Raw genomic sequence first — 22,750 nt, 5'->3', positions numbered from 1 at the left:
GGGCCCTCACTGGAATGTCGCTACGAACGATTCTTTTTTGCGCGTTAGGCGCTTTGGTTCTCTATGGATTGTTCACCGTCGGCTTTCCGTTTCTGCTCGCGCTGCTGCTCGCAATATTGCTGGAGCCGGTCGTGCAGGCGCTGATCAAATATGCGAGGTTCAACCGCATAGCGGCGGCCGTTACGGCCTGTACTTTATTTACCGGATTGCTGCTCGGCTTCATCTACCTGGTCGGCTTCAAAATGGTGTCCGAGCTCGTCCAGTATTTGAAAAACGCCCCGAGTTACTTGAACGAGGCGAAATTATTCATGGAAAACACATCCGTCAAAACGCAATTTTTCTTTGAGACGCTGCCGCCTGCGATGGCTGCCGACGTGCAGCATTGGATCGAGAACGGCTTGGTCGCATTAACGGAAAATTTGAACAGCATCGTTTCGGCCGTTAGCGGTTATTTGATCGGAATCGCCAGAACGATCCCGAACCTGTTCATTTTCTTCGTCGTGTTTGTCATTGCGCTTTACTTGGTTTCGCTAAGTTTGCCGAAGCTGCATCAATCGTTTTTGAACTTGTTCGAAAGCGGTTCGCGGTCAAAGGTCGTCACGGTGCTGACGGATTTGCGCCGGGCGATCGTCGGCTTCCTGTTTGCCCAAATGCTGATCAGCCTGTTAACCTACATTGTATCGTTGATCGGGCTGCTCGTGCTTCGGGTCGACTATCCGCTCGCGATAGCGCTTCTGATCATTGTCGTCGACGTGCTGCCGGTGCTCGGCGTAAGCGCTGTGCTGCTGCCCTGGGCCGTCTACAGTCTGCTCGTCGGCAATATGCAGCTGGCGATCGGACTGATCGTCTTGTATTTGGTCATTGTCGTGTTCCGCCGTTTGATCGAGCCGAAAATTATCGGAGACGCCGTCGGCATCAACGCGCTTGCCGCACTGGTCAGTATGTATGTCGGCTTTCAAGCTATAGGCGTCGTGGGCTTGTTCCTCGGTCCGGTTCTAATCATCGTGTATCAAGCGCTTCGCCGCGTCGGCATTTTGAAAATCAATATCAAGCTCGAAGGCTAGCCATCAAATAAAAGGGAGGACAAGCATTGCAAGGAGATGTAGCTAAGGTCAAACAACATTCCAAAATTTCAATCGCTAAATTAATCCGTCGCGCGTTCTTAATCTTTCTGGGCTCCGCGATCTTTTCCGTCGGGCTGGAAATTTTTCTCGTTCCGAACAAAATCATCGACGGCGGCGTTGTCGGCATTTCGATCATCACGTCCCATTTAACAGGGGTGCCGATCGGAATCTTTCTGGTACTGTTCAATTTACCTTTCTTGTACATAGGGTATAAGCAAATCGGTAAAACGTTTGCGATTTCCACCTTATATGCCGTCGCGGTGATGTCGCTCGGGACAACGCTGCTGCATCCGGTTAAAGCCCTGACCTTCGATCCACTGCTCGCTGCCGTCTTCGGAGGCATCATTCTGGGGGTAGGCGTCGGCTTGGTCATCCGTTCGGGCGGTTCGCTCGACGGAACCGAGATTATGGCGATCTTGTTCAGCAAGAAGCTGCCTTTCTCCGTCGGCGAAGTCGTCATGTTCTTCAATCTGTTTATTCTCAGCAGCGCCGGCTTCGTGTTCGGCTGGGATCATGCGATGTACTCGCTGATCGCTTACTACATCGCTTTTAAAGTTATCGACATTACGATCGAAGGGTTCGACGAGTCCAAATCGGTCTGGATCATCAGCGACAACAGCCGCGAGATCGGCGATGCGATCATACAGCGGCTCGGCCGCGGCGTCACCTACCTGCAGGGCGAGGGCGCGTTCACGGGCGGCAACAAGCTCGTCATTTTCTGCGTGATTAACCGGCTGGAGGAAGCGAAGCTTAAATCGATTGTCGAAGAGCTCGATAACTCCGCGTTCCTGGCCGTCGGCAACATTCACGATGTGAAGGGCGGCAGGTTCAACAAGAAGGACATCCACTAAGTAAGGATGAATAGTGTTCCATCCTATCACGACCCCGTCGGTTATTCCGGCGGGGTCTGTCCTTTTACACGCGGATTCCTATACAATCGATCTGCAGATGCAGGCGCCGATCGGCGCGCGATAAAGGTGCGAGCTTCCATGGAAGAAAACCGTCCGCGTTTTCGAGGGCAATTGATCTTGTTTGACTTGGACGACACGTTATTTGATTATGCGAGCACTTGGCATGCAGCGCTCGTGCGAACGTTCTCCGTATACGGGCCGACGGCGGGATTGAATCCGGAGGAAGTGACCCGAAGGTTCCTGGGCGTTAACGACCGACTGTACGGCGAATATGAGCGAGGCGGCTACGGCAGCCGGCCTCCGTGCATGAGCCGCTAGGAATCATTACGCATTGGTCCGGACTGCCGTCGGTTTGTGAGTTGGATTGATAATTTTTGCGGTTCTCTTAATAAACCCGGCGGGCGCCTAAATATTTCGGTCCCCAATAGCTGCTGTCGAGCTTCTGGATATAGATGCCGGCCGAACGGGTGGCCGATATAAACTCGCCGTTGCCGATATAAAAGCCTACATGGGACGCAACGCCGGGCTCGTTCAGGCCGAAGAATACGAGATCGCCGGGCATGAGCCGGCTGCGGTTGACGGGCGTGCCCATGGTGATCATCGTCGTGGTGTTGGTACGAGCCATCGCAACGCCGTGCTTGTTGAACATAAAATACACAAAGCCCGAGCAGTCGAAGCCTGCAGGTGTTGTGCCACCCCATACGTAGGGAACGCGCATGTAGTTATTCGCGTCGGCGAGCATCGCTTTTTTGACGAGCGCCCGGTTGAGCGCCGTGCGCGTGATCGGGCCTGCTTTACCGTCAACCGCCAGGCTGTAGGCGCTTTGGAACGAACGGACTGCTTGCTGCGTTACCGTGCCGTAATAACCGGTGATCGTCGGGTAAGTAAAATACCCTAGCGTCTTGAGGTCGCGCTGCAGCGCGGAAACCGAGTCACCGGACATACCGAGGCTCAACGTCGAGGAGACTTGCGTGTTCGCGGCCCAAGCGGGAATCGCGGATTGAGGCAGAGAAAGGATGATGCCGGCTCCTAACAACGTGATCACCATCGTTTTTGCAAGCGATTTCTTCATGTGTGAGAACAGCTCCTTTTATTAATTTCCAAAATTGGCAGCACTTGCTGACATTTTATACGTATACCGGACTTGCCCTCAATGTATAAATAATGGTAGACGCTCACAGAAGGAGGAATTCGCCTCATGCATCAAACCAAAGTATGGTTTCCGTACGTAAGTCCGATGGACCCTTGTCCGCCCGTACTCGAGAAGACGTACTCGACCCCCCCGAACTTATACATCGGCTTTCAACCGCCCAATTTGCCGCAATTTTCCCCCCACGAAGCGCTTCGGCTAGGCACATTATGGCCGGCGCTTTACAGCCCGTACCATCCTCGAAAATATTGACCGACAGGAGGAACCGGAATGTCGCACGCACTACCCGAGCATTTCTATCGGCAGCTGGAAGAGCTGCAGGCCGTCGATTTTGTGCTGGTCGAATTGACGCTGTATTTGGATACCCACCCGCAGGACATCCAAGCGCTCCAGCAATACAACCAATACGCGCAACAACGGATGCAGCTTGCGTATCAATTCGAGCAGGAGTTCGGTCCGTTGAAGTCGTTCGGCCAAAGCTTCTCCAAGCAGCCTTGGCAGTGGATCGATTGCCCTTGGCCATGGCAAGTGTGAACGGCGCAACCGAGCGGACGAAGGAAGGGGAGAATTCGGATGTGGTTGTATGAGAAGAAGCTGCAGTACCCGGTAAAAGTAAGCAAGTGCGACCCGCACATGGCAAAGCTGCTCCTGGAACAATATGGCGGCGCGGACGGGGAGCTGGCAGCTGCGCTCCGTTACCTGAACCAACGATACAGCATCCCGGATAAAGTGATCGGGCTGCTGACGGACATCGGAACGGAAGAATTTGCTCATTTGGAAATGATTGCCACGATGGTTTATAAGCTGACCAAGGATGCGAGCGTGGATCAATTGAAGGCGGCCGGGCTGGACGGGCACTATGTGAGCCATGATAGGGCGCTTTTTTACAGCAATGCCGACGGAGTGCCCTGGACGGCGGCCTACATTCAGGCCAAGGGCGATCCCATCGCCGACTTGTACGAAGACATTGCCGCGGAAGAGAAGGCCAGAGCGACGTACCAGTGGTTGATCGATATGACGGACGATGTGGATTTGCAGGACGGCCTGAAATTTTTGCGAGAGCGGGAAGTGGTTCATTCGATGCGGTTCCGTGAAGCGGTTGAAATTCTGAAGACCGAGCAAGGCGCAAAAAAAATATTTTAAGCGAACCTCGCTCTCCGACAGTTGTCGGGGAGCTTCCTTCGTGGTGTAAAGAAAATTTTAGATTGGCGTCCGTCTAAAATACGGTTCTCGGGCTCAACGCGTTATCCGTACCGATTACAATCGGGCTGCTCCTGTTTTTCCGCGTTCACTGGAAGAAGTATCTGCGAATTTATTTTGGTATCGGCCTGTAAGCCCGCCCGCCCGTCATTTGACAACCTCGGACAAACATGGTTGTATAAAATGGTACCGGGGGGAGGAATCAAGCATGGTTCATAAATCGTTGCCGGAAGCGATGATTTTCGATGTGGACGGCACTTTGTTCCGCACGGAGACGCTGATCTTGCCGGCCTACCACGCCACCTTCGACCAATTGCGGGCGGAAGGCTTATTTCATGGCGAAACGCCGCCCGAGCGTTATATTTTGGGCGGTTTGGGCATGCTGCTGGAGCACATCTGGGAGCAAGTGATGCCGGAGGCCGATCGCCATGTGCACCGCCGTGCCGATGAGCTGCTGCTTAAGCTGCAGCTCGATGGGCTGAGACGGGGCGAAGGCGAGCTTTACGCAGGGGTCGCGGATACGCTGCAGCGGCTGCGGGAACGCGGTATCCGGTTGTTTACGGCGAGCAACGGACTGGAGGCTTACGTGAAGGGCGTTGTGAAGCACCAAGGACTGGAGCCGTTGTTCGAGCCGACCGGCATGTACAGCGCCGGCGAATTCCACACGCGCTCCAAAGTCGATCTGGTGCGGCTGCTGCTCGAACGCCACGGCATCCGGCGCGCATGGATGGTCGGCGACCGTTCTTCCGACGTCGAAGCGGGACATGGCAACGGGCTGTACGTGGTCGGCTGCGATTACGCCGGCTATCGCAAGCCGAAGGAACTGGACGAGGCGGATGTGCGCATCGGGTCGTTCAGCGAGATCATCGCCCTGCTGGATGGCGCCGAATAACAAGAAAGACTCGCTTGAACCCGTGAAGCTTCGGGCTCGACCGCGAGTCTTTTTCTTATTCTATCGGCTTGTCGTTGCTCTGCTCGCTCAGCCACAAGGCGAATTCGAGCGGGCGGCTGATCGCCTTCACATACGTTCCGTTCTGGCCGATCCGGCGAAACACCTCGCGTGAAGGCTTCGGATTGACCTCGAGCAGCCACACGTGTCCCTTCGGGTCGATCGCCAGATCGATGCCGACCTCGCAGAAGACGTCGAATTTGTTCTCCAGGTGCTTGACGACGTTAAGGCCCAGCTCATAGGCCTCTTCCCGGACGGCATTCACTTTGGCGCTGTCCTTGAACCGGTTGTACAGCAGCGTTTCCATCGGCGCGGCGGTGCCCCCGCCATGCAGGTTGGACGTAACCGATCGCTTGGGACCGATCCGGCCTACGCAGCCGGTCACCTGCCATTCTCCGTTTCCGTCCTTCTGTACCAGCATCCGAAAGTCGTGCACGCGTCCGTCCTTCAGCTCCAGAGGGATGCCCTGCTGCACGATATATTGGTCCGCGAGCTTCCATTCGGCCACTTTCGCGGCGATTTGCCCGGTGGTGACCTTTTGCACCGGCAGGATGCGGCGGGACGGATCTCGTCCCTGCATCAAGTAGGAACGACCGCCCGGCAGCCGCTGGAGCCGGATAATGCCGCGGCCGCCGGTGCCGCTCTTCGGTTTCATATAAACGACCGGATAGCGGGTCAGGAAATGACCGAATTCCTTGCCTTCCTTGAACGGGATCGTCGCCGGCAGATGGGCGGCGATATCCGCTTGCTCGGCGAGCAACTGATGCATCTTCCACTTATTGCCCAGCGGGCGGCTCAAATAACGAAGCTCGGCGTACTTTTTACGGAAGCCGGACAGCTTCAGGTAATTTTCCGTGCCGTGATACCGGCACCGGTCGTAAATCAGCGGAGGGAAGGCGGTCGATTTACGCACCCATTTGCCTTGCTCCGGTTTGTAGGTTAAAGCGTTGACGCGGGCGTTCCCCTGAACGTCGTCCGGGGTGAACACGAGCACCTCGAGCCCCAGCTTCGCACCGCATATGCACAGCTTGCGGAAAAACGACAGCTCTTCCAGCCGTCGTCCGCTTAAATACATGGCCAATACGCCAACTGTTTTCATGGTCGCGAGTCACCTGCTTACCGTTTGCTGCCGAAACGGGTGTTCTTTTTGGACAAGAAGATCGAGTAGCGGATGAGGTTTTCAAGCGATTTTTGCCGGATCGGCGGCTCGTCGAATTTCATCGGCTTGGAATTCGCTTCGAAGAACCAAATGTGGCCGTCGCTGTCCACACCGAGATCCATTGACATTTCGCCCAGCTTATAGCCGCTGGACGATTCGATCTGCTTGGCGATCGTGAGCGCCGCTTGTTTCGCCCGCTTGATGATTTGTTTGCTGCCGGCGGGGCCGAACGAGTGGGAGAGCAGTTTGCCCGGATCGTCGATCGACCCGCCCCGGGGCACGTGTGTCGTAATGCTGTTCTTCCCGGCCAACCGGGCGCCGACGCCGGCGATGCTCCATACGCCCTTGTGGTTCTTCTGCGCGAGCAGCCGCAGATCGAACGGACGCTGCTTATAGTGGGATAGGGCAATGCCCTGTTGAATGATGTAATCCTTGGAGCCGACCAGATGGCTCACCCGCGACCAAAGCTGGGATACGCTCGAAAAGCGGGAAATTTGGCTTCTGGTCCTATCCTGAATGCTGAGCTCATACTGGTTCGCTTTCGCCGCTTGGCCGTCCATTCTGCTGATTCGCATGATGCCTTTGCCGGCTTTGCCGCGAATTGGCTTGAGGTAAAGAAACGGGTAGCTCTGGAGAAGTTTGTCGAGGTCCTCACGGGAAGACAACCTTTGGGTCGTCGGAATGAACGGCTGCGTACGCTTCGATTTGTTGAGCCATTCGAATAAGGTCCATTTGTTGAAGAACGAAGGGTTGAAGAATCGTACCTTCCCGTGGCGCAAGCAGGCTTGAATCACCTGCTGCACCTCCGGGAGAAGCTCGAATTTGCGGTAGGGAATGCGGTTATAGATGACGTGCGGCATCGGGAGCAGTTCTCTGATCCATGATTGGGTCTCCGTATGATACCGGTAACCGACTGCATTTTCCTGGCTGAGCTTAAAGTCGGCGGTCGTCATGACGAATACGAGCACGCCGCGCTCTTCCCCCATTCGGATCAAATCGATAAAATTTTCTTGATTCCCGCGAAAAGGCCTCTTTTCATCCGCATAAGTGAGGATGGCCAGCGTCGGACGCTGACGGTTGCTATCGGACTGTCGTTGCGATCCCATTCAAGTATCCCTCCTTGACCGAAATCGGCTCAGGTAGAGGCAATAGTCGTACATGTACTGCAGCGAAGCGCGCCCTTCTTCCTTAAGGGCGGGATGCTTGAAGATCGAGCGGCCCGGCTTGGAATTGGCCTCGAACATCCAGATGCGTTCGCTCTTGTCGATCCCGATATCGAAGCCGAGCTCGCCCAGCGTATGCCTGTAATTGCGCTCAATATCCTCGGCCAGTTTGATGGCGGCCTCCTTGGTGCTCGATAATACAGCGTCGGCGCGCGCGCCGAAAACTTGCTGCAGCACCTGCTCGGGCGTCATCAGCTGACCGCCGGTGCGCACATGTGTCGTGACACTGCCCCTGCCGGCTTTCTTGGCGCCGATGGCGGCCACGACCCATTGGTTTTCGCTGTTCTTGGTCATGTGGAAGCGGAAGTCGATCGGACAGCTGTCCAGCTCGATCAACCGGATGCCTTGCTGCGACACGTAGCCGTGCAAGCTGCCGTTATGCCGGTTCAGCAGCGCCATCAGCCCTTCGAACTTGCTGAAACGGAGCAGCACGTTGCGGCCGTTGCGCCGGAAGCGGGCGTAATAGCCGCGTTTCGGATTATAGGTCAACCGGTAAATGCCGATTCCGAGGCTGCCGGCCGTCGGTTTCAAATATATGAATTTGTGCTTCTCCAGCATTTCTTTAATTTGCATGGCGTTCGGGTTGATGTGCGACTCCGGCACATGGTTGAACACATCGGTACCCTCCAGCAAGTTGTAAACGTCCCATTTATCGAAAAAGCTCCAGTTAAACAGCGGGATGCCTTGTCGCACGAAGCGCTGCTTGAAGGCGTTCATCGACGCCAGCTTCTCGGCCTTGCGGCTCGGCAGCCGGTTGTACACGACGTCCGGCAGCGGGACGGTCTTGCGCGCCCAGCCTCCCTCTTTCAGCGGGATCGTGGCCGAGACGGTGCCTTGCGACCAGTTCACGTCGTTCGGGGAGAACCCGAAATAAAACGCGCGATCCGCGCCGACGCGCATGAATTGACGGATGAACTCGGTGCGGGACCCGAACGGCGCGGAGCTCCCTCGCACAATGTTCGTCAGAATCCCGATCATCGGTCCCAGCCGAAGTTCCTTGCCGTTGGCGCTCGTAATCATGGTGGTACCGTCGCGGGGCAATCGCAATTGGGTATAAACCGACGGTGTCATATACAGGTGGTTACCGCTTTTTTTCAGCAGCTTGAGTCTTAAGGAGACGCTTTTGCTGCCGAGCTTAAGGGTCACGTTTTGAGCTTTGGCCAGCTTGAGCGCTTTGGCCAAGTCACCGCTGACATAAACGACGCGTTCCTGTCGCGGGGTGACATGAATCGTGCAGGTTGTCAAGCTCATGATGAACCTCCTACAGAACGATGCCGTGTTGGGCAAAAGTTTACTTCTTCAGCGAAAAGCTGCGAGCCGGTGCCGCTGCGGTTTGCCGGAGCAAGTAATCGGCATACCGCAGCGGATTGGCGACAGCGGCCAATCGCGCCTTGTCGTCGCGTAAATAAGTAAAGATGGAGCGGCCGGGTTTGGAGTTCACTTCGAGCATCCAAATATGTCCGCCCGTGTCGACACCGAAATCGATGCCGAGCTCGGCGAGCCGCCCGTGACGAGATTCAAGCGCCTCCGGCAGCGTATCTGCGAGCTGTCGCAGCTCCGCGAGGATCGCTTCGGCGCGGGCCCGCCCGAATTCGCGGGCGAGCATCGGTTCGGCGGCGCAGGCCATGCCGCCGCCGTGCAGGTTCGCGGTCAAGCTGCCGCTTTGACCGCGGCGTACGGCCAGGCCGGTCAGCTGCCAGCGGCCTGCGCCGTTTTTTTGCACGAGGGCGCGCACGTCGTACGCGTCGCCCTCGCGGGTGTGCAGCGCCAAGTAGCGCTGCAGGAGATAGCTGCGGCGGCCGATCAGGCGCCGCAGGAAGGCTGCGAGCGCGGCGCCGCTTTCGAAGCCGCGCGCGATCTCCCGGTTGCGCGCATCGCGGCCGCGCAGCGTGAACGCGGGCGTCTGGCCGCCGGGCTCGGCGTTGCGCCGCACGTGCAGCACGCCGCGGCCTTGCGAGCCGCCGAGCGGCTTGAGCACGGCCTCGCCGTGCTCGCGCAGCCAGTCGGCGAGCATGCGCATGCTGCGCAGCAGCTCGGTCTGCGGCAGGTAGCGGTTAAAGCGGCCGTCGCGGTCGCGCGCGAGCAGCCGCTGGACGTCCAGCTTGCCTTTCAGGCCGCTGCCGAGCAGCCGGACGTTCGGATGCCGCTGCAGCCGCCCCATCGTCTCGCGGTAGTCCGCATACTGGCGCCGCGTCGTAAAGAAGCAGCGGTCGTAGACGATGGCCGGCAGGGCGAACGTGCCGGGGACCCACTGCCCGGCGGACGCCTCATAGGTGTAACCCGTTACCCGTTCTTGCTCCCAGTCGACACTGTTCGGCGTAAACACATACACAGACAGGTGGAGACGCGGGCCAAGCAAACATAAGCGGCGGTAGAAGCCGCGGTTTTCAAAAGGCGGCGTGTATTCGGCCGGCGTAGTCATGATGCCTACCGTGCGTTCGCCGCCAGCGTTTTTGCCGAAGATCATCATGCGCTGCACCTCACAACCGTAAATTTGTTTCGTTCACAGGGGATTCCTCATCCTTAGCTCCATGGGGAATCAAAACTTCGCCGCAGAGCGGGCGTACTGCACCAGCAGTTTGACCGAAGGGCGAATTTTAGGGTCGCTCGACAGCGGCGTATTATCTTCCTTCGACGGCTTGGAATTGACTTCGATCAGCCAAACCCGCCCATTCGTATCGAGTGCCAAATCGACCCCCAGTTCCGCGAAATGGCCTTCGACCTGGGTTTCTATCCCTTTAGCGATATGCAGCGCCGCCCGCCGCAGCTTCGCATAACCGTCAACGGCTGCCGCCGAATCGGATCGGGCTAACGCTTCTTTGACCGAGCTGAGCGTTCCGCCGCGGGCAAGGTTGGATACGAAGTGATGATTGCCGGCAATTCGGGCTACGATGGACGTAATGCGCCATTGGCCGGTTTTGCCCCGCTGCACGAGCGCCCGGAAATCGACAGGACGCCCTCCCACCGTGAGCAGCTGTAACCCCTGCTGAATCTGGTAGCGCTGTGTTTTCATTTTCCCGGAAATCGCCGCATACAGTGAGGAGAGCGAGGTGAACGATTGTTTACGGGTTCCGCTGAGATTGGTAAAATGACAGATATACGCACCGTCCGGTTGTTTGCGGATCCGGATGATGCCTTTGCCGAGACTGCCGGTGATCGGCTTGAGGAACACCGTGGCGTGCTTGGCGCACATCGACTTGAGCTGTAGAAACGTCTTCAGCAAATACGACTCGGGCAAGTACATCTGTAAACCGGATTCTTTGCCGAGCGCATCGAATAACTCCGTTTTATTCAAGTATGTCGTGTTGAAAAAGACCGTGCTCTGCTGTGATCGGGCATGCTCGACGAACTGCTGTACCGTCGCGCGGTTTTCCAGCTTGCGGCTGGTCAGCCGGTTGTAGAGCACATGCGGCAGAGGGAACGTCGCGGTCTCCCAGCGGTTCGTGTAATGCCAGCCGCGCACCGTATCGATCGCGCCCTGCATGTCGTCCGGCGTGATGAAGAAGACGGAAGCGCCGTACTGCTTGCACGCATCGGTCAGCTCCCGGCAGAAGGCCGTGTTGGCGCCGAATGGTTTATCCGGGACGCCGGCATTGACGCGGCTCATCATGACGCCGATCAACGGGCCGAGCTGGAGCGTCCGGCTGGAGGCTTTATACTGCAGGCAGAGCTGGTTGTCGGACGCCAGCCCAAGCCTGGCCGCCAGCGCGGCGCCTATGAGCAGCATTCCCGCCTTGGAGACCGGTATGACCTTGACGTCCTCCCGGCTTCCGCCGTACCGGAGCTGCAGCGGCTGATGCAGCGGAATTTTCCACTTGCGCACGATCGGATAGCTGATCATCAGCAGGGAGCTGTCAGCGGTCATGTCGGACGATTTTATTTGGATCCTTACCTTTGTTCTTTTCATGTGGTACCCCTTCCTAGCGCAGGCGAGTCCCGCATGCAGGCCGGTCGCGCTTGGAACATTTAGAAACCAGCTACTTCATCATATGAGGGCGTTTATCCCTTGGTGAAAAGAAATGCAACCGAATTCGACAATCGAATCATTTGAAAAGAAGGTGCAGATGCCCATGAATATGTACGATAAGGCTTATGAGCTTGCTCGGGCGGCGCTTCTCGATCAGATCGAGAGGCTGCCGCCTTTTTGACATCGGCCGCAGAAAGAACACTTCTTTTTTTATAGTAAAGAAGGTAAAATATATGGAAGTATGGAACGATAGATTTGGAGAATACGTTGAATATGGGGCTTCTGCAGGTTAAGGCGCAGCGCCGACCTGTGAAGACATGTGCTAACAGAGAGAAGGAGTCTAGTGGATATGAAGTATTGTATGGAATGCGGAAGCGCCTTGGCCAAGAAGGACATCGATGGGACGGAACGGCTTGCGTGCACGGCGTGCTCTTTTGTCCATTGGGGCAACTACAGCATCGGGGTCGGGGCACTGGTCGTGCGTGACGATAAAGTGCTGCTCGTTCGCCGCGCTATCGAGCCGGGGAAGGGCAAATGGACGAATCCGGGCGGCTACATCGAGCAGTTGGAGCCGATCGAGGACACGATTGTCCGTGAAGTGTACGAGGAAAGCGGCATCCGGGCGAAGGTCCAGGAAATTATTGCCGTACGCGATCTGCCGACAAACGTCCATAATGTGTACATCGCCTTTCGCATGGATTATGTGGAAGGGGAGCCGGTGCCTGACGGAGTGGAGGCCGATGCGGCGGGATTTTTTAGTCTGGAGGAAATGCGAATGATGCCAGTGGCTACTTTCACAGAGTGGCTTGTCGATATCGCCATGACGCCCAGAAAAGAAGGCCTTTTTGCGGACAAGCAGCCGGTCGCGTCGTTCGGCGGATTCGGTTACGCGGTCGGGAAAGTCGGAGCTTCCTGCAGGTAATCACTGGCGGTTCCCCCGCGCCGGTTTCCCTGCTATAATGAGAAAGCTTCATTATGGACAGCTGGCAAACCAGGCAACTTACTTGGGTTAAAGGAGAAAGGGGACCAATGGCTGTGATTGTAGTTGGGGGAATGATCGGGCTTGGCAAAACATCGGTGGCCACGCTGCTCGGACAAGCATTGCATTCCGAAGTGTTCTTCGAAAGTGTGGACGATAATCCGATTTTGCCTTTATTTTATACGGCTTCACCGGAAGAAATCGAGAAAAAAAGGTATCCGTTTTTACTTCAGCTGCACTTTTTAAATTCGAGATTCAAAGCGATCAAACAGGCGCTTGTACATAACCGCAACGTGCTCGATCGAAGCATTTATGAGGATTGGTATTTCGCCAAGGTCAATTTGGAGCTGGGCCGCATCAGTCCGCTGGAGTTTGAGGTGTACGAAGGGTTAGCCGATAATATGATGTCCGAGCTCGCCGAGCTTCCGAAGAAAGCTCCCGATCTTATGGTCTATTTGAAAGGCTCCTTCGACACGGTGATGCACCGCATCAGTCTTCGGGGACGCAGCTTCGAGCAGGATGCGTCGCTGGTGGAATACTACCGTCTCTTATGGTCCGGCTACGACCACTGGGTCATGAACCATTATAACGCTTCCGAGGTGTTGATCGTGGACATGGATCAGATGGATGTCGTCCACCGCCCGGAAGATGCGGCTGCGCTTGTGGCCGCCGTGAAAGAAAAGCTGATGGACTTGCAAATCGTCTAAGGTGCGCAGCGTCGCCGGCGCAGTGCTCTCCTCGCGGGGGAGACCAGGGAAAGCGGGCGGAACGCCGCCCGCTCCAAGAGCCTCCGGCCTAGGGGTTCGCAAAAATACCGTCCGGACAAGTCCGGACGGTTTGCTGTGCATGCGCCCTGTACGGGCGTCATCTCCGGGATGCAAGTCCCGAATGGGGCCTGGGCCAGAGCTGGTTGCCCCTGCCGCTCAGGCTGCGGCGCACGTTATTGATCGTTCGTCCGGATCGGTTGACCGGACGATGCCGGCGCATCCTGTTCCGTCGCTTCTACGCCTAAGTCGTAGCGGGGATGCACGCCCGTATCCTCGTACTTCGTCTGCGGATCGCCGTCGGTTTCCGGCGCGAATCGTTCCTCGTTTGGCATTTCTGGCAAAGCCTCCCTTGTCCATTGGCGGTAATAGGTAGTTTCACCGTTCCGGTGGAGGCTTATCCGCAGCAGCACAAACGATCCAGGACGATGCCGGGCTGATCCCGCAATTTTCGCTCGCTGGAAGAGAGGACCGGAGTTTGAGCAGCCCTGTTACATAACGTTCAGGGGGGAGGACGGGGACGGTTGATTTTGCGAAGTTTGGATCAGCATGTCCATTTGCTGGATACACTGCTGCAAACGCCCCTGAATTTCCACGATCCGGCGCTGCTGGGCGTTCATTTGCGTTTCCACCTGCGATTGCGCCTGCTGCAGATCCATTTGCACCTGGACGAATTGCTGCTGCAGCTGCCGCAGCCTTTGCGAGAAATTGTTCAGGCCGGTTTTGTTTAACGCCTGCTGCGCTTCCTGGGCTTGCTGCATGTGCTGCAGCTGCTGCTGTTCCAAAAATTGTTGATACGATACGTTTTGCATGGCGATATCCTCCTTGACAGTAGCTGTTCGCGTGTATTATTCGTCCTCCGGTCTGGATTTATTCGCCAGCGTCCGCCCGGCAGTCTCGTTCTGTTCCGTTCCGGCCAAGACGGCTGCGGCTCCCGGTAAATTGCCCGTTATATCGACCGATTAGTGGCGGGAATTCGGGAATTGTGATAAATTTTTGGAAGCGCATCATTGATCTATATGAGAAACGGGAAGGACCGAACGATTTGACAAATGTAAAAAAAATTTCGAAGCCGAAGCTGTTGGAGCTGGATCTCGTTCGGGCTGCAGCGATTTTGGCGGTTCTCATCATTCATGCGACGGCGGACGCTACAGTTGAACTGGCGTTCGGCAGCGGTTCGCAAGCGATGTACCTGACGTTGAATAAACTGAGCAATTTCGCCGTACCGGTGTTTATTTTACTCAGCGGTCTCGTATTGTTTTACCGGTATCAGGACGATTTCGGGGGAAAGCAGGCGCTCTTGTTTTATGTGCGCCGGGTGCGGCAAGTATTGTTCCCTTATTTGATCTGGTCGTTGTTTTACTACTTGTACAATCAGTGGATCTATGACCGTGCCCGGCTCCATTTCGATGCGGCGGAATTCGGGGAGCTGCTGCCGTGGGCGGACGCCTCGTACCACTTGTATTTCATGATCATTATCGTGCAATTTTATTTGATATTCCCGCTGCTGATGTGGATGTGCAAGGCTTGGCCGTCATTTCGGCGCTATCTGGTATGGATCGGGCTGGCCGTCCATGCAGGGCTGTACGCGTACCATTATTGGGTGAGGCCGTTCGATCACATGGCTTCGCTATGCATCAATTATTTCAGCATGTTCGCGCTGGGCGGTTGGATGGGGCTGTACTACGAGCGGTTCTCGGGGTGGCTGCGGGCCAATTTCGCCTGGGTGTCAACCCTGACGCTGTTGATCGGCTGCGCGTTCGTCGGCCTGTTTGTGGCCGAAGGCCGGTTCCATCTCCAGCTTCCCGGGTACGGCTACCAGCTGTTGTTCTTCGGATATGCCGCCTTCGTCTCCATGACGCTCATCCGTCTCTGCCAAATCGCGCTTGCGCGGTGGAAGTTGATATCGCGTCTGTTGACGAGTTTAGGAGCCGTATCGTTCGGCGTCTATTTGATGCATCCGGCTGTGCTGACGTATTACAAGACGCATGTTACGCTTCCCGGCGGGTCGATCGCCATGTACCACGCTTATACGTTCGGCGCTTTTCTTGCAAGCCTGATCGTCCCGTGGGTGCTCGTATACGCGTACGGACGGATCATGAAGCTGCTGCGCAAGTAACCTGTCCGGACGAAGGCCGGCGCCTGAGAAAGAGTGATATTTTCACGCGTACGCTCATACAATGAACTGTACAAGTTGTAGGAGAGGAGGGCGTACGATGGGGAAAGGCACGAAGAACATCGTGTTTATGGGATTGACGCTCGGCATGATCGCTTTCGCGGTGCCGAGCCTCGATCTCAGGGCATGGACGTCGCCCGGCACGATTTTCGGGTTGGTGTGGATCGGGTTCGCGCTGTTGGTCGTGGCCGCGCATCTGCATGAGTTGCTGGGCGTGGAGGAAGAGCAGAAGCGCACGCTGTTGAAGATCAAGCGGATGAAGCGCTGGCAGCTTCAGCAAGCGGTGACCGGCAAGCGGAAGGTGCTGCAGGTCCGCAGGTAAATAAGAAAAGTCCGTACTCCCTCTGATCGTGAGGAAAGGTGCGGACTTTTTTTCGGCTTTCTCCGGTCGGACCCTTCACACGATCAGCGCGATGGCAAGCAAATCGAACAGCGCAAGCGGCAGAATGACGTTGCTGTAGTAAGGGTCGTAGGGGAAATACGGATAAGGCAGGAAAGCGCGGCTGTGACCTTGCAGCACCTGCAGGTACACGTAATAATGGTCGATATGTACGATGATGCCTTCATGCGTTCCGCCATGCACCATTTGCACCCGTACGTGCCTGTGCATGTGCTGCACGCATGCCGCATGAATTTTTGCTTTGCACTTCGTCAGCGTGTCGACTTCCTTAACGTCCAACTCGAACACGGTCTGGGGTTGAGCGGGATAAGGCGCATTCATCATCAGCCACCTCCTGAAAAATATCCATCTACTTCTATCCTATGCGGAGCCGAGCCTTCCGATTACAGTACTGCCCGGCTTCGTTTCGTGGTATGATAATGGGTAATACAGGATGATACAGCGAGCCGAAGGAAGGTGGAACAGATGGACGAATTCGGTCCCATGAATCACGACACGTCAACCAAGCACGAGCAAATTTTAAAATATATCGAAGGGCTGCCTATCGGCAGCAAAATTTCAGTGCGCAAAGTCGCCGAGAAGCTGGGCGTCAGCGAAGGAACGGCCTATCGGGCCATCAAGGAAGCCGATGCGATCGGGCTGGTCGCAACGAAAGAGCGCGTAGGCACGGTACGCGTGGAGAAGAAGCTGCGCGATCAGATGGACAAGCTGACGTTCGCCGAAGTGGTGAACATGGTCGACGGGGAAGTGCTCGGCGGCCTTGACGGGCTGGAGAAGACGCTGCACAAATTCGTCATCGGAGCGATGCAGCAGGATGCGATGATGCGTTATATCGATCCGGGCAGCCTATTGATCGTCGGCAACCGGGCCAAGGCGCATCGTGTGCCTTGGAGCAGGGGCGGGCGTGCTTATTACCGGGGGCTTCGGGACGAGCGACGAGGTGAAGCAGCTGGCTGACACGCTGCAGCTGCCGATCATCTCCAGCAGCTACGACACGTTCACCGTTGCTTCGATGATTAACCGGGCCATCTATGACCGGCTGATCAAGAAAAAGATTTTGCTGATTGAAGACATTCTGACGCATCCGATGCGGGTGTTTGTGCTGAAGGCGAATCATACGATAGAGGATTGGCAGCGGCTGCACGAAGAGACGGGCCACAGCCGTTTTCCGATCGTCGACGAGTGGAACCGGGTGATCGGCATCATCACCTCGCGCGACTTGATCGGTGCCGGGCCGACGCAAACGCTCGATAAGTTGATGACCCGCAATCCGGTTACCGCGATGGCGAATACGTCGGTCGCTTCGGCCGCCCACCTGATGGTGTGGGAGGGGATTGAACTGCTGCCGATCGTCGACGCTGGGCGTAAAATCGTCAGCGTCATCAGCCGCCAGGACGTGCTGAAGGCGATGCAGCACGTGCAGCGCCAGCCGCAGCACGGGGAGACGTTCGAGGATTTGATCTGGGCAGGCTTCAGCGAGGAGAAGGACGCCGGCGGCCAGCTTGTATTCCGGGGTACGATCACGCCGCAAATGATTAACCGCCTCGGCACCGTATCCGAGGGCGTGTTGACCGTACTTATGACGCAGGCGGCCTACCATGCGATGCAGGATGTGAAGAAGGGCGACATCGTCGTCGACAACATGTCTTCCTACTTCGTCAAACCGGTGCAAATCGACAGCCTGGTCGAAATTCGCCCGAAAATGATCGAGGTCAGCCGCAAATTCGGCAAGCTCGATGTAGAGATGTTCCACGGGGGCGCGCTTGTAGCGAAGGCGATGCTGACCGCGCAGGTCATCGAGCCGGGGTAAGCGGTGGGGCGACGGAGAGGGCGGAGGCGAGCCCTTTTTATTTCAGGGCGTGCCGCTGCCCCAACGTCATAAGGGCGGAAGCACGTCGTACGCGCTTTCCGCCCTTACACGCAGCTTCCACCGAAGCATGCCGTCCAACCGGCCGCCAACCGCTTAAGCCTTCCGACTGTAGTGGCTGTGGTTGCGGAGACCGGCGAACAAATTGAACAAACCGAGCAATAAGCACACCGTCCCGAAAATGCGGCGCGTGACGGAATCCGTAAAGAAAAACAGCTGGGAGACGGCGATGACAATCAGCATCAGGCCCATGAAAATGTTCATCCTCGCCCCGTAAAGTCCGCGCTGTTTCGGATCGGTCGCTCGCCGAAACCGAAAGCTGTAATACACCGAGAACACGACGAAAATAATAATCAGCACGCTAAGCATCCATTGTATTGTTGGCAGCGTCATTTCTTGCAAGCACATCCTTATGGCCAAGTGTCTGTAATCACTTTATCGATTTCAGACTTGGAAATCAACTGGTCACGGTACCGGGATGCGTTTCCACTCTTTTACGGTCACCCACACCTTCAATTCCGACTGGGTCAGGACGATCCACTTCACAGACTGCACCATATAGTCGTTATCCATCACGCCGAGCATCGGCTTTTCATACAAAATTTGCTCGTATACCTCGGGCATGGCGGCGAATTCGGAAATTTTACGCCCCACAACGACGGGCTTCAACTGGGAATGAATGCGTCGTTTAAGCTCGCTTTCGGTCAATTTGTCCAGGGTTGTGTGCTCGCCCGGTTCGATATAAATGTTTAGCAAATTGATCGTCGTTTGCTGATTTTTCGTTTTGCGCAAATCGGCGACCTCGCCTTCCAGCCGGCTTTTTTCTGCGAGCAGCTCGCGGTTTTCCACGATCATCATGTTCAGCCGCTGATTGTAAATGCTCAGGAACAGCGCCGCTCCGATCACCATGCCGGCGATCACGAGTCCGACAGCGCGCAAATAGCCGAATCCGGTTTCGAAGGGAGGGACTCTCACCCGGTGTTCCCTCCCCGGCAGATCCATTGGATCAAGGTCGTCCCCATATGCGCGCCGACGAAGGCGCAGACGATGTACATCATTTGCTGAATCGCCGGAGAGATTTGCCCATCCTGAAAATGCGTCTCGATCGCCCGGATCGGATCGATCGTCCCGCCGATGGCGGCGACCATCGCCCAAATTTTGATTTGCTCGGCAATGTTCAGCATTTTGTGAACCGGGGGCTCCAGCGTAATAACCGAACAGATGCCGGCGAGCATGGTGCCTCCCAGCACTACCCCGAACGCTACAAAGAAATCCAACAAGCATTTTGCCCAAAATGATGCCACTTCCAGGCCCTCCTTTTTTCCTGCGAATCTTCAGATCGACGAACGCATGAGCGAAAATTCAAGCTATCGCCGGCTGTCTGCAAACGAATCGCATGCGCCTCCTCCGGCTGTTCGCCTACATTCGGCTTACGTTCCTTCGCCGGACCGGCAGCCTCTACCCCGGCCGGACCGCTCGCGGACACGTGCTGCGTCGTCCAAGCCGGGCTTGACCGATGCTTATACTATCATCTATATGGCACACTTGTTCGCATTATGCTAAAATATTTTGTAATGAATATGGAGCGGGGAGGCTGCGGTATGACCGATTTCGTTCATTTGCACGTACATAGCGAATACAGCTTGCTCGACGGCGCTGCGCGCATCGACGATTTGGTAAGCCAAGCCGCGCAGCTGGGCATGAAGGCGCTGGCGCTGACGGATCATGGCGTCATGTATGGGGCAATCCCTTTTTATAAAGCATGCAAGGCGAAGGGGATCAAGCCGATCATCGGCTGCGAGATGTATTTCACCTCCGGTTCCCTCCGGAACAAGGGCTCGCGGCAGGAGCAGCCCATTTACCACCTGCTGCTGCTTGCCAAAAATATGACCGGATACCAGAATTTAATGAAGCTTTGCTCGATCGCCCACCTGGAAGGGTTTCATTATAAGCCGCGGATCGATCTGGAGCACTTGGACCGGCATTCGGAAGGACTCATTTGCACCAGCGCCTGTCTCGGCAGCGAGGTGTCGCAGCATCTGCTGCACGACCGGTACGAGGAAGCGAAGGAGGCGGCGCTGCGCTACCGCGGCATCTTCGGCGACGATTTCTTCCTGGAAATTCAGGATCATGGCTTAACGGAGCAAAAAAAGGTGCTGCGCGACATGATTCGCCTCAGCGAAGACACCGGCATTCGCATGGTGGCGACGAATGACGTCCACTATGTGAGAGAGCCGGATCATACGATGCAGGATATTCTCATTTGCATCGGTACCGGGAAGACGGTGGACGACGAAGCGCGTCTTCGGATGGGGACTACCCAGCTGTATTTGAAACATGCGGACGAGATGGCCGGGTTGTTCGGACACGTCCCTGACGCTTTGGCGAATACGGTCGCCATTGCCGAAGCTTGTCAGCTCGAGCTCGAATTCGGGCGGTCCATTCTCCCGCAATTCGACCCGATTCCCGAAGGGATGACAGCGGGCGAATATTTGGCCGAGCTTTGCCTTCAAGGGATGGAAAGCCGTTACGGCCGGTCAAGCGAATGGCTGGAGCCGGAATGGCGGCGCGAAGTGGAAGAGCGGCTGCGCTACGAGCTCGGCGTCATCGAGCGAATGGGCTACTCCGATTATTTTCTCATCGTGTGGGATTTCATCCGTTTCGCGCACGAGCACGGGATCGTCACCGGACCGGGCCGGGGTTCGTCGGCGGGCAGTCTCGTCGCTTACGTGCTGCGCATTACCGACGTCGACCCGATTCAATATCGTCTCCTCTTCGAGCGCTTTCTGAACCCGGAGCGGGTGTCGATGCCGGATATCGATATCGACTTCAGCGACCTCCGGCGCGACGAGGTGATCGATTACGTGGTGCGCAAGTACGGGCGCGACCGCGTGGCGCAGATCATCACGTTCGGCACCATGGCGGCGAAGGCCGCCGTTCGCGATGTAGGCCGGGCGCTGAACCTGCCGTACAACGAAGTCGACCGGGCGGCGAAGCTGATCCCGAACCAGCTCGGCGTTACGCTGGAGGAGGCGCTGCGGATCAGTCCCGACTTGAAGGCGCTCGCCGCCAAACAGCCGAAGACGGCCGAGCTGCTGGAGATGGCGAGGAAGGTGGAAGGGATGCCGCGTCATGCCTCCACCCATGCCGCGGGCGTCATCATCTCGCGAGAGCCGTTAACGCAGTACGTGCCCCTTCAGGAGGGCAATGAACAGACGCCGCTGACACAGTACACGATGGAGCATCTGGAGTCCATCGGCTTGCTGAAAATGGACTTCCTCGGCCTGCGCACGCTGTCCATCATCGAGCGGACGCTCGAATGGGTGCGCGAGCAGCTGGGGGTGACGATTGATTGGACACAAATTTCGACGGACGACCCGAAGACGTACGAGCTGCTCGGCAAGGGCGATACGACCGGCGTGTTTCAGCTGGAGTCGCCGGGCGTGCGGCGGGTGCTGAAGGAGCTGCGGCCGTCGCATTTTGAAGATATCATTTCGGTGCTTGCGCTGTATCGGCCGGGCCCGATGGAGTTTATCCCGAAATATATCGCCGGCAAGCACGGGCAAGTCGAGGTAGACTACCCGCATCCGGATCTGGAGCCCATATTGCGCGATACGTACGGCATCATCGTCTATCAAGAGCAGATCATGCAGATTGCCTCCCGGATGGCCGGATTTAATCTCGGCGAAGCCGACTTGCTGCGGCGCGCGGTCAGCAAGAAGAAGCGCGAGGTGCTGGACGAGCAGCGCGCCCATTTCGTGCAGGGCAGTCTGCAGCAGGGCTACGCCGAGGAGGACGCCAACCGCGTCTACGACATGATCGTGCGCTTCGCCGACTACGGCTTCCCGCGCGCCCATGCGACCGCGTACGGGGTGCTCGCCTTCCGGACGGCGTACTTGAAGGCGCACTACCCGGTGCAATTTATGGCGTCCATGCTGACGGCGGTGATGGGCAGCCATAACAAAGTGGCGGAATATGTTGACGAGTGCCGTCGAATGGGCATTGCCGTGCTGCCGCCGGATGTGAACGAGAGCGGCTTTCTGTTTACGTCCGTTCGCTCGGGAGAGGATCCGGCGATCCGCTTCGGACTGGCGGCGATCAAGAACGTCGGGACGCATGCGATCGAGTCGATCATCGAGGAGCGGAAGGACGGGCGGTACGAGAGCCTGAGCGATTTTTGCCGGCGCGTCGATCTGCGGGTGTGCAACAAGCGTGTCATGGAATCGCTCATCCAGAGCGGCGCGACCGATTCGCTGCCGGGGCATCGCGCCCAGCAGCTCGCGATGCTCGAAGAAGCCGTTGAAGCCGCTGTGAAGTGGCGCAAGGATCGCGAAGCGCTGCAGCTCGTGCTTGACGGCTTCGACGAAGAAGTGAGCTGGGAGGTCGAGTATCCCGACATGCCCCCGTTCACGCTTATGCAGCAGCTCGAGCTGGAGCGGGAGCTGCTGGGCCTGTATATTTCCGGCAGCCCTCTCGACGATTTTGAGCAAATCCTGCGCAAGCTGGAGACGGATACGATCGCGCTGCTGCCCGAATATCCGGATCACAGCGAGGTCATGGTCGCAGGGCTGGTTGTCGGGAACAAAACGATCGTCACGAAGAAAGGGCAGCCGATGGCGTTCATGGAGCTGGAGGACCGCGTCGGCAAAGTCGAAGTCGTCTTGTTCCCCGAAGCGTGGAAGACGTTCGCGCCGCTCGTGCAGAAGGGCAAGCCCGTGCTCGTCGTCGCCAAGCTGCAGCTGGGCGACGACGAGCAAGTGAAGCTGCTCGCCGACCGCCTCGTCGCGCTGAACGACCCGCACCTCGAGCTGAAGGCGGTCAAGAGCGGGCTGCCCCCGGCGGGCGCGGCTCATAGCTCCCGGGGCGGCGGTACGCCGCGGG

25 protein-coding genes and 1 pseudogene are annotated in these 22,750 nt (G+C 56.9%); 14 read left to right on the top strand and 12 right to left on the bottom strand.

Annotated features, from left to right (window positions below):
• Positions 1–14: 14 nt before the first annotated feature.
• The 3 genes from ytvI (at position 15) to JMF85_RS24420 (ending at position 2,353) form a co-directional block, all read left to right on the top strand.
• On the top strand, positions 15–1,064 hold the full coding sequence (gene ytvI / locus JMF85_RS24430) for a sporulation integral membrane protein YtvI (RefSeq protein WP_127609076.1): 1,050 nt from the start codon (positions 15–17) through the stop codon (positions 1,062–1,064).
• Between the two features lie 26 nt (positions 1,065–1,090).
• Complete coding sequence (locus JMF85_RS24425) at positions 1,091–1,975, top strand: YitT family protein (RefSeq protein ID WP_141336373.1); 885 nt, start codon at positions 1,091–1,093, stop codon at positions 1,973–1,975.
• A 138-nt stretch (positions 1,976–2,113) separates the two neighbouring features.
• A complete protein-coding gene (locus JMF85_RS24420; RefSeq protein ID WP_054797856.1) occupies positions 2,114–2,353 on the top strand; it encodes an HAD family hydrolase in 240 nt (79 codons plus the stop codon).
• A gap of 67 nt (positions 2,354–2,420) precedes the next feature.
• Here the strand turns inward: JMF85_RS24420 and JMF85_RS24415 are convergent, their stop codons facing one another.
• Positions 2,421–3,107 carry a C40 family peptidase gene (locus tag JMF85_RS24415; RefSeq protein ID WP_201319060.1) on the bottom strand — a complete coding sequence of 229 codons (687 nt, stop codon included), beginning with the start codon at positions 3,105–3,107 and terminating at the stop codon, positions 2,421–2,423.
• Between the two features lie 126 nt (positions 3,108–3,233).
• Here JMF85_RS24415 and JMF85_RS24410 point away from each other — a divergent pair, with 126 nt between their 5' ends.
• The 4 genes from JMF85_RS24410 to JMF85_RS24395 all read left to right on the top strand — a co-directional run bounded on the left by JMF85_RS24410 (position 3,234) and on the right by JMF85_RS24395 (position 5,277).
• Positions 3,234–3,437, top strand: coding sequence for a spore coat associated protein CotJA (locus tag JMF85_RS24410; protein ID WP_127609079.1), 204 nt, complete (start codon positions 3,234–3,236; stop codon positions 3,435–3,437).
• Positions 3,438–3,455: 18 nt separating this feature from the next.
• Positions 3,456–3,719, top strand: a complete 264-nt coding sequence (locus tag JMF85_RS24405) for a spore coat protein CotJB (RefSeq protein WP_127609080.1) — start codon at positions 3,456–3,458, stop codon at positions 3,717–3,719.
• Between the two features lie 39 nt (positions 3,720–3,758).
• Positions 3,759–4,328, top strand: a complete 570-nt coding sequence (locus JMF85_RS24400) for a manganese catalase family protein (protein ID WP_127609081.1) — start codon at positions 3,759–3,761, stop codon at positions 4,326–4,328.
• Between the two features lie 265 nt (positions 4,329–4,593).
• A complete protein-coding gene (locus tag JMF85_RS24395; RefSeq protein WP_127609082.1) occupies positions 4,594–5,277 on the top strand; it encodes an HAD family hydrolase in 684 nt (227 codons plus the stop codon).
• Positions 5,278–5,332: 55 nt separating this feature from the next.
• Here the strand turns inward: JMF85_RS24395 and JMF85_RS24390 are convergent, their stop codons facing one another.
• The 5 genes from JMF85_RS24390 to JMF85_RS24370 form a co-directional block, all read right to left on the bottom strand.
• On the bottom strand, positions 5,333–6,433 hold the full coding sequence (locus JMF85_RS24390) for a YheC/YheD family endospore coat-associated protein (RefSeq protein ID WP_230876314.1): 1,101 nt from the start codon (positions 6,431–6,433) through the stop codon (positions 5,333–5,335).
• 17 nt (positions 6,434–6,450) lie between these two features.
• On the bottom strand, positions 6,451–7,599 hold the full coding sequence (locus tag JMF85_RS24385; protein ID WP_201319059.1) for a YheC/YheD family endospore coat-associated protein: 1,149 nt from the start codon (positions 7,597–7,599) through the stop codon (positions 6,451–6,453).
• Positions 7,600–8,967 carry a YheC/YheD family endospore coat-associated protein gene (locus JMF85_RS24380; protein ID WP_127609084.1) on the bottom strand — a complete coding sequence of 456 codons (1,368 nt, stop codon included), beginning with the start codon at positions 8,965–8,967 and terminating at the stop codon, positions 7,600–7,602.
• 40 nt (positions 8,968–9,007) lie between these two features.
• Entirely contained in the window at positions 9,008–10,186 is a 1,179-nt protein-coding gene (locus tag JMF85_RS24375) for a YheC/YheD family endospore coat-associated protein (RefSeq protein WP_230876313.1), read from the bottom strand.
• A gap of 69 nt (positions 10,187–10,255) precedes the next feature.
• Positions 10,256–11,623: a YheC/YheD family endospore coat-associated protein gene (locus JMF85_RS24370; RefSeq protein WP_127609085.1), complete on the bottom strand. Its 1,368-nt coding sequence runs from the start codon at positions 11,621–11,623 to the stop codon at positions 10,256–10,258.
• Between the two features lie 409 nt (positions 11,624–12,032).
• On the opposite strand from JMF85_RS24370, the gene JMF85_RS24365 reads away from it, so the two are divergent.
• Complete coding sequence (locus JMF85_RS24365) at positions 12,033–12,605, top strand: NUDIX domain-containing protein (protein ID WP_308645037.1); 573 nt, start codon at positions 12,033–12,035, stop codon at positions 12,603–12,605.
• Positions 12,606–12,712: 107 nt separating this feature from the next.
• On the top strand, positions 12,713–13,369 hold the full coding sequence (locus JMF85_RS24360; protein WP_127609088.1) for a deoxynucleoside kinase: 657 nt from the start codon (positions 12,713–12,715) through the stop codon (positions 13,367–13,369).
• A gap of 233 nt (positions 13,370–13,602) precedes the next feature.
• On the opposite strand, the gene JMF85_RS24355 is transcribed toward JMF85_RS24360, so the two are convergent.
• Both JMF85_RS24355 and JMF85_RS24350 read right to left on the bottom strand, forming a co-directional pair.
• On the bottom strand, positions 13,603–13,761 hold the full coding sequence (locus JMF85_RS24355) for a hypothetical protein (RefSeq protein WP_155615501.1): 159 nt from the start codon (positions 13,759–13,761) through the stop codon (positions 13,603–13,605).
• Between the two features lie 156 nt (positions 13,762–13,917).
• Positions 13,918–14,238 carry a hypothetical protein gene (locus tag JMF85_RS24350; protein WP_054798457.1) on the bottom strand — a complete coding sequence of 107 codons (321 nt, stop codon included), beginning with the start codon at positions 14,236–14,238 and terminating at the stop codon, positions 13,918–13,920.
• A gap of 13 nt (positions 14,239–14,251) precedes the next feature.
• Between JMF85_RS24350 and JMF85_RS24345 the strand changes: the two genes are divergently transcribed.
• The 3 genes from JMF85_RS24345 (at position 14,252) to JMF85_RS24335 (ending at position 15,924) form a co-directional block, all read left to right on the top strand.
• A complete protein-coding gene (locus JMF85_RS24345; RefSeq protein WP_155615499.1) occupies positions 14,252–14,392 on the top strand; it encodes a hypothetical protein in 141 nt (46 codons plus the stop codon).
• A gap of 19 nt (positions 14,393–14,411) precedes the next feature.
• Positions 14,412–15,545, top strand: a complete 1,134-nt coding sequence (locus tag JMF85_RS24340; protein ID WP_236595981.1) for an acyltransferase — start codon at positions 14,412–14,414, stop codon at positions 15,543–15,545.
• A gap of 97 nt (positions 15,546–15,642) precedes the next feature.
• A complete protein-coding gene (locus tag JMF85_RS24335) occupies positions 15,643–15,924 on the top strand; it encodes a hypothetical protein (RefSeq protein ID WP_127609089.1) in 282 nt (93 codons plus the stop codon).
• A gap of 75 nt (positions 15,925–15,999) precedes the next feature.
• Here JMF85_RS24335 and JMF85_RS24330 read toward each other — a convergent pair whose 3' ends face one another.
• Positions 16,000–16,326, bottom strand: a complete 327-nt coding sequence (locus JMF85_RS24330; RefSeq protein WP_230876311.1) for a hypothetical protein — start codon at positions 16,324–16,326, stop codon at positions 16,000–16,002.
• A 141-nt stretch (positions 16,327–16,467) separates the two neighbouring features.
• Here JMF85_RS24330 and JMF85_RS24325 point away from each other — a divergent pair.
• A pseudogene (locus JMF85_RS24325) lies at positions 16,468–17,812 on the top strand (DRTGG domain-containing protein).
• Positions 17,813–17,965: 153 nt separating this feature from the next.
• On the opposite strand, the gene JMF85_RS24320 reads toward JMF85_RS24325, so the two are convergent.
• From JMF85_RS24320 to JMF85_RS24310, 3 genes are all read right to left on the bottom strand, one after another.
• On the bottom strand, positions 17,966–18,262 hold the full coding sequence (locus tag JMF85_RS24320) for a YtpI family protein (RefSeq protein ID WP_054798454.1): 297 nt from the start codon (positions 18,260–18,262) through the stop codon (positions 17,966–17,968).
• 72 nt (positions 18,263–18,334) lie between these two features.
• The gene (locus tag JMF85_RS24315; RefSeq protein WP_236595980.1) at positions 18,335–18,844 is read right to left on the bottom strand and encodes a sporulation membrane protein YtrI; all 510 of its coding nucleotides are present in this window, start codon (positions 18,842–18,844) and stop codon (positions 18,335–18,337) included.
• Positions 18,841–19,173, bottom strand: coding sequence for a YtrH family sporulation protein (locus JMF85_RS24310; protein ID WP_054798453.1), 333 nt, complete (start codon positions 19,171–19,173; stop codon positions 18,841–18,843). The genes JMF85_RS24315 and JMF85_RS24310 overlap by 4 nt, the downstream gene beginning before the upstream one ends.
• A 297-nt stretch (positions 19,174–19,470) precedes the next feature.
• Between JMF85_RS24310 and JMF85_RS24305 the strand changes: the two genes are divergently transcribed.
• The coding region (locus tag JMF85_RS24305; RefSeq protein ID WP_201319058.1) for a DNA polymerase III subunit alpha at positions 19,471–22,750 on the top strand (3,280 nt) is incomplete at its 3' end.

Source organism: Paenibacillus sp. EPM92 (assembly GCF_016586185.1).
In the GTDB taxonomy this organism is placed as follows: Bacteria; Bacillota; Bacilli; order Paenibacillales; family NBRC-103111; genus Paenibacillus_G; species Paenibacillus_G validus.
The sequence above is the reverse complement of the archived record's forward strand: the minus strand, read 5'-3'. Positions and strand labels throughout refer to the sequence as shown.

Bases quoted from the DNA above. Each gene is read 5' to 3' on its own strand.
- ytvI (WP_127609076.1), top strand. From the start codon at position 15: ATGTCGCTACGAACGATTCTTTTTTGCGCGTTAGGCGCTTTGGTTCTC.
- JMF85_RS24420 (WP_054797856.1), top strand. From the start codon at position 2,114: ATGGAAGAAAACCGTCCGCGTTTTCGAGGGCAATTGATCTTGTTTGAC.
- JMF85_RS24415 (WP_201319060.1), bottom strand. From the start codon at position 3,107: ATGAAGAAATCGCTTGCAAAAACGATGGTGATCACGTTGTTAGGAGCC.
- JMF85_RS24410 (WP_127609079.1), top strand. From the start codon at position 3,234: ATGCATCAAACCAAAGTATGGTTTCCGTACGTAAGTCCGATGGACCCT.
- JMF85_RS24405 (WP_127609080.1), top strand. From the start codon at position 3,456: ATGTCGCACGCACTACCCGAGCATTTCTATCGGCAGCTGGAAGAGCTG.
- JMF85_RS24400 (WP_127609081.1), top strand. From the start codon at position 3,759: ATGTGGTTGTATGAGAAGAAGCTGCAGTACCCGGTAAAAGTAAGCAAG.
- JMF85_RS24395 (WP_127609082.1), top strand. From the start codon at position 4,594: ATGGTTCATAAATCGTTGCCGGAAGCGATGATTTTCGATGTGGACGGC.
- JMF85_RS24390 (WP_230876314.1), bottom strand. From the start codon at position 6,433: ATGAAAACAGTTGGCGTATTGGCCATGTATTTAAGCGGACGACGGCTG.
- JMF85_RS24385 (WP_201319059.1), bottom strand. From the start codon at position 7,599: ATGGGATCGCAACGACAGTCCGATAGCAACCGTCAGCGTCCGACGCTG.
- JMF85_RS24380 (WP_127609084.1), bottom strand. From the start codon at position 8,967: ATGAGCTTGACAACCTGCACGATTCATGTCACCCCGCGACAGGAACGC.
- JMF85_RS24375 (WP_230876313.1), bottom strand. From the start codon at position 10,186: ATGATGATCTTCGGCAAAAACGCTGGCGGCGAACGCACGGTAGGCATC.
- JMF85_RS24370 (WP_127609085.1), bottom strand. From the start codon at position 11,623: ATGAAAAGAACAAAGGTAAGGATCCAAATAAAATCGTCCGACATGACC.
- JMF85_RS24365 (WP_308645037.1), top strand. From the start codon at position 12,033: ATGAAGTATTGTATGGAATGCGGAAGCGCCTTGGCCAAGAAGGACATC.
- JMF85_RS24360 (WP_127609088.1), top strand. From the start codon at position 12,713: ATGGCTGTGATTGTAGTTGGGGGAATGATCGGGCTTGGCAAAACATCG.
- JMF85_RS24355 (WP_155615501.1), bottom strand. From the start codon at position 13,761: ATGCCAAACGAGGAACGATTCGCGCCGGAAACCGACGGCGATCCGCAG.
- JMF85_RS24350 (WP_054798457.1), bottom strand. From the start codon at position 14,238: ATGCAAAACGTATCGTATCAACAATTTTTGGAACAGCAGCAGCTGCAG.
- JMF85_RS24335 (WP_127609089.1), top strand. From the start codon at position 15,643: ATGGGGAAAGGCACGAAGAACATCGTGTTTATGGGATTGACGCTCGGC.
- JMF85_RS24330 (WP_230876311.1), bottom strand. From the start codon at position 16,326: ATGATGAATGCGCCTTATCCCGCTCAACCCCAGACCGTGTTCGAGTTG.
- JMF85_RS24320 (WP_054798454.1), bottom strand. From the start codon at position 18,262: ATGACGCTGCCAACAATACAATGGATGCTTAGCGTGCTGATTATTATT.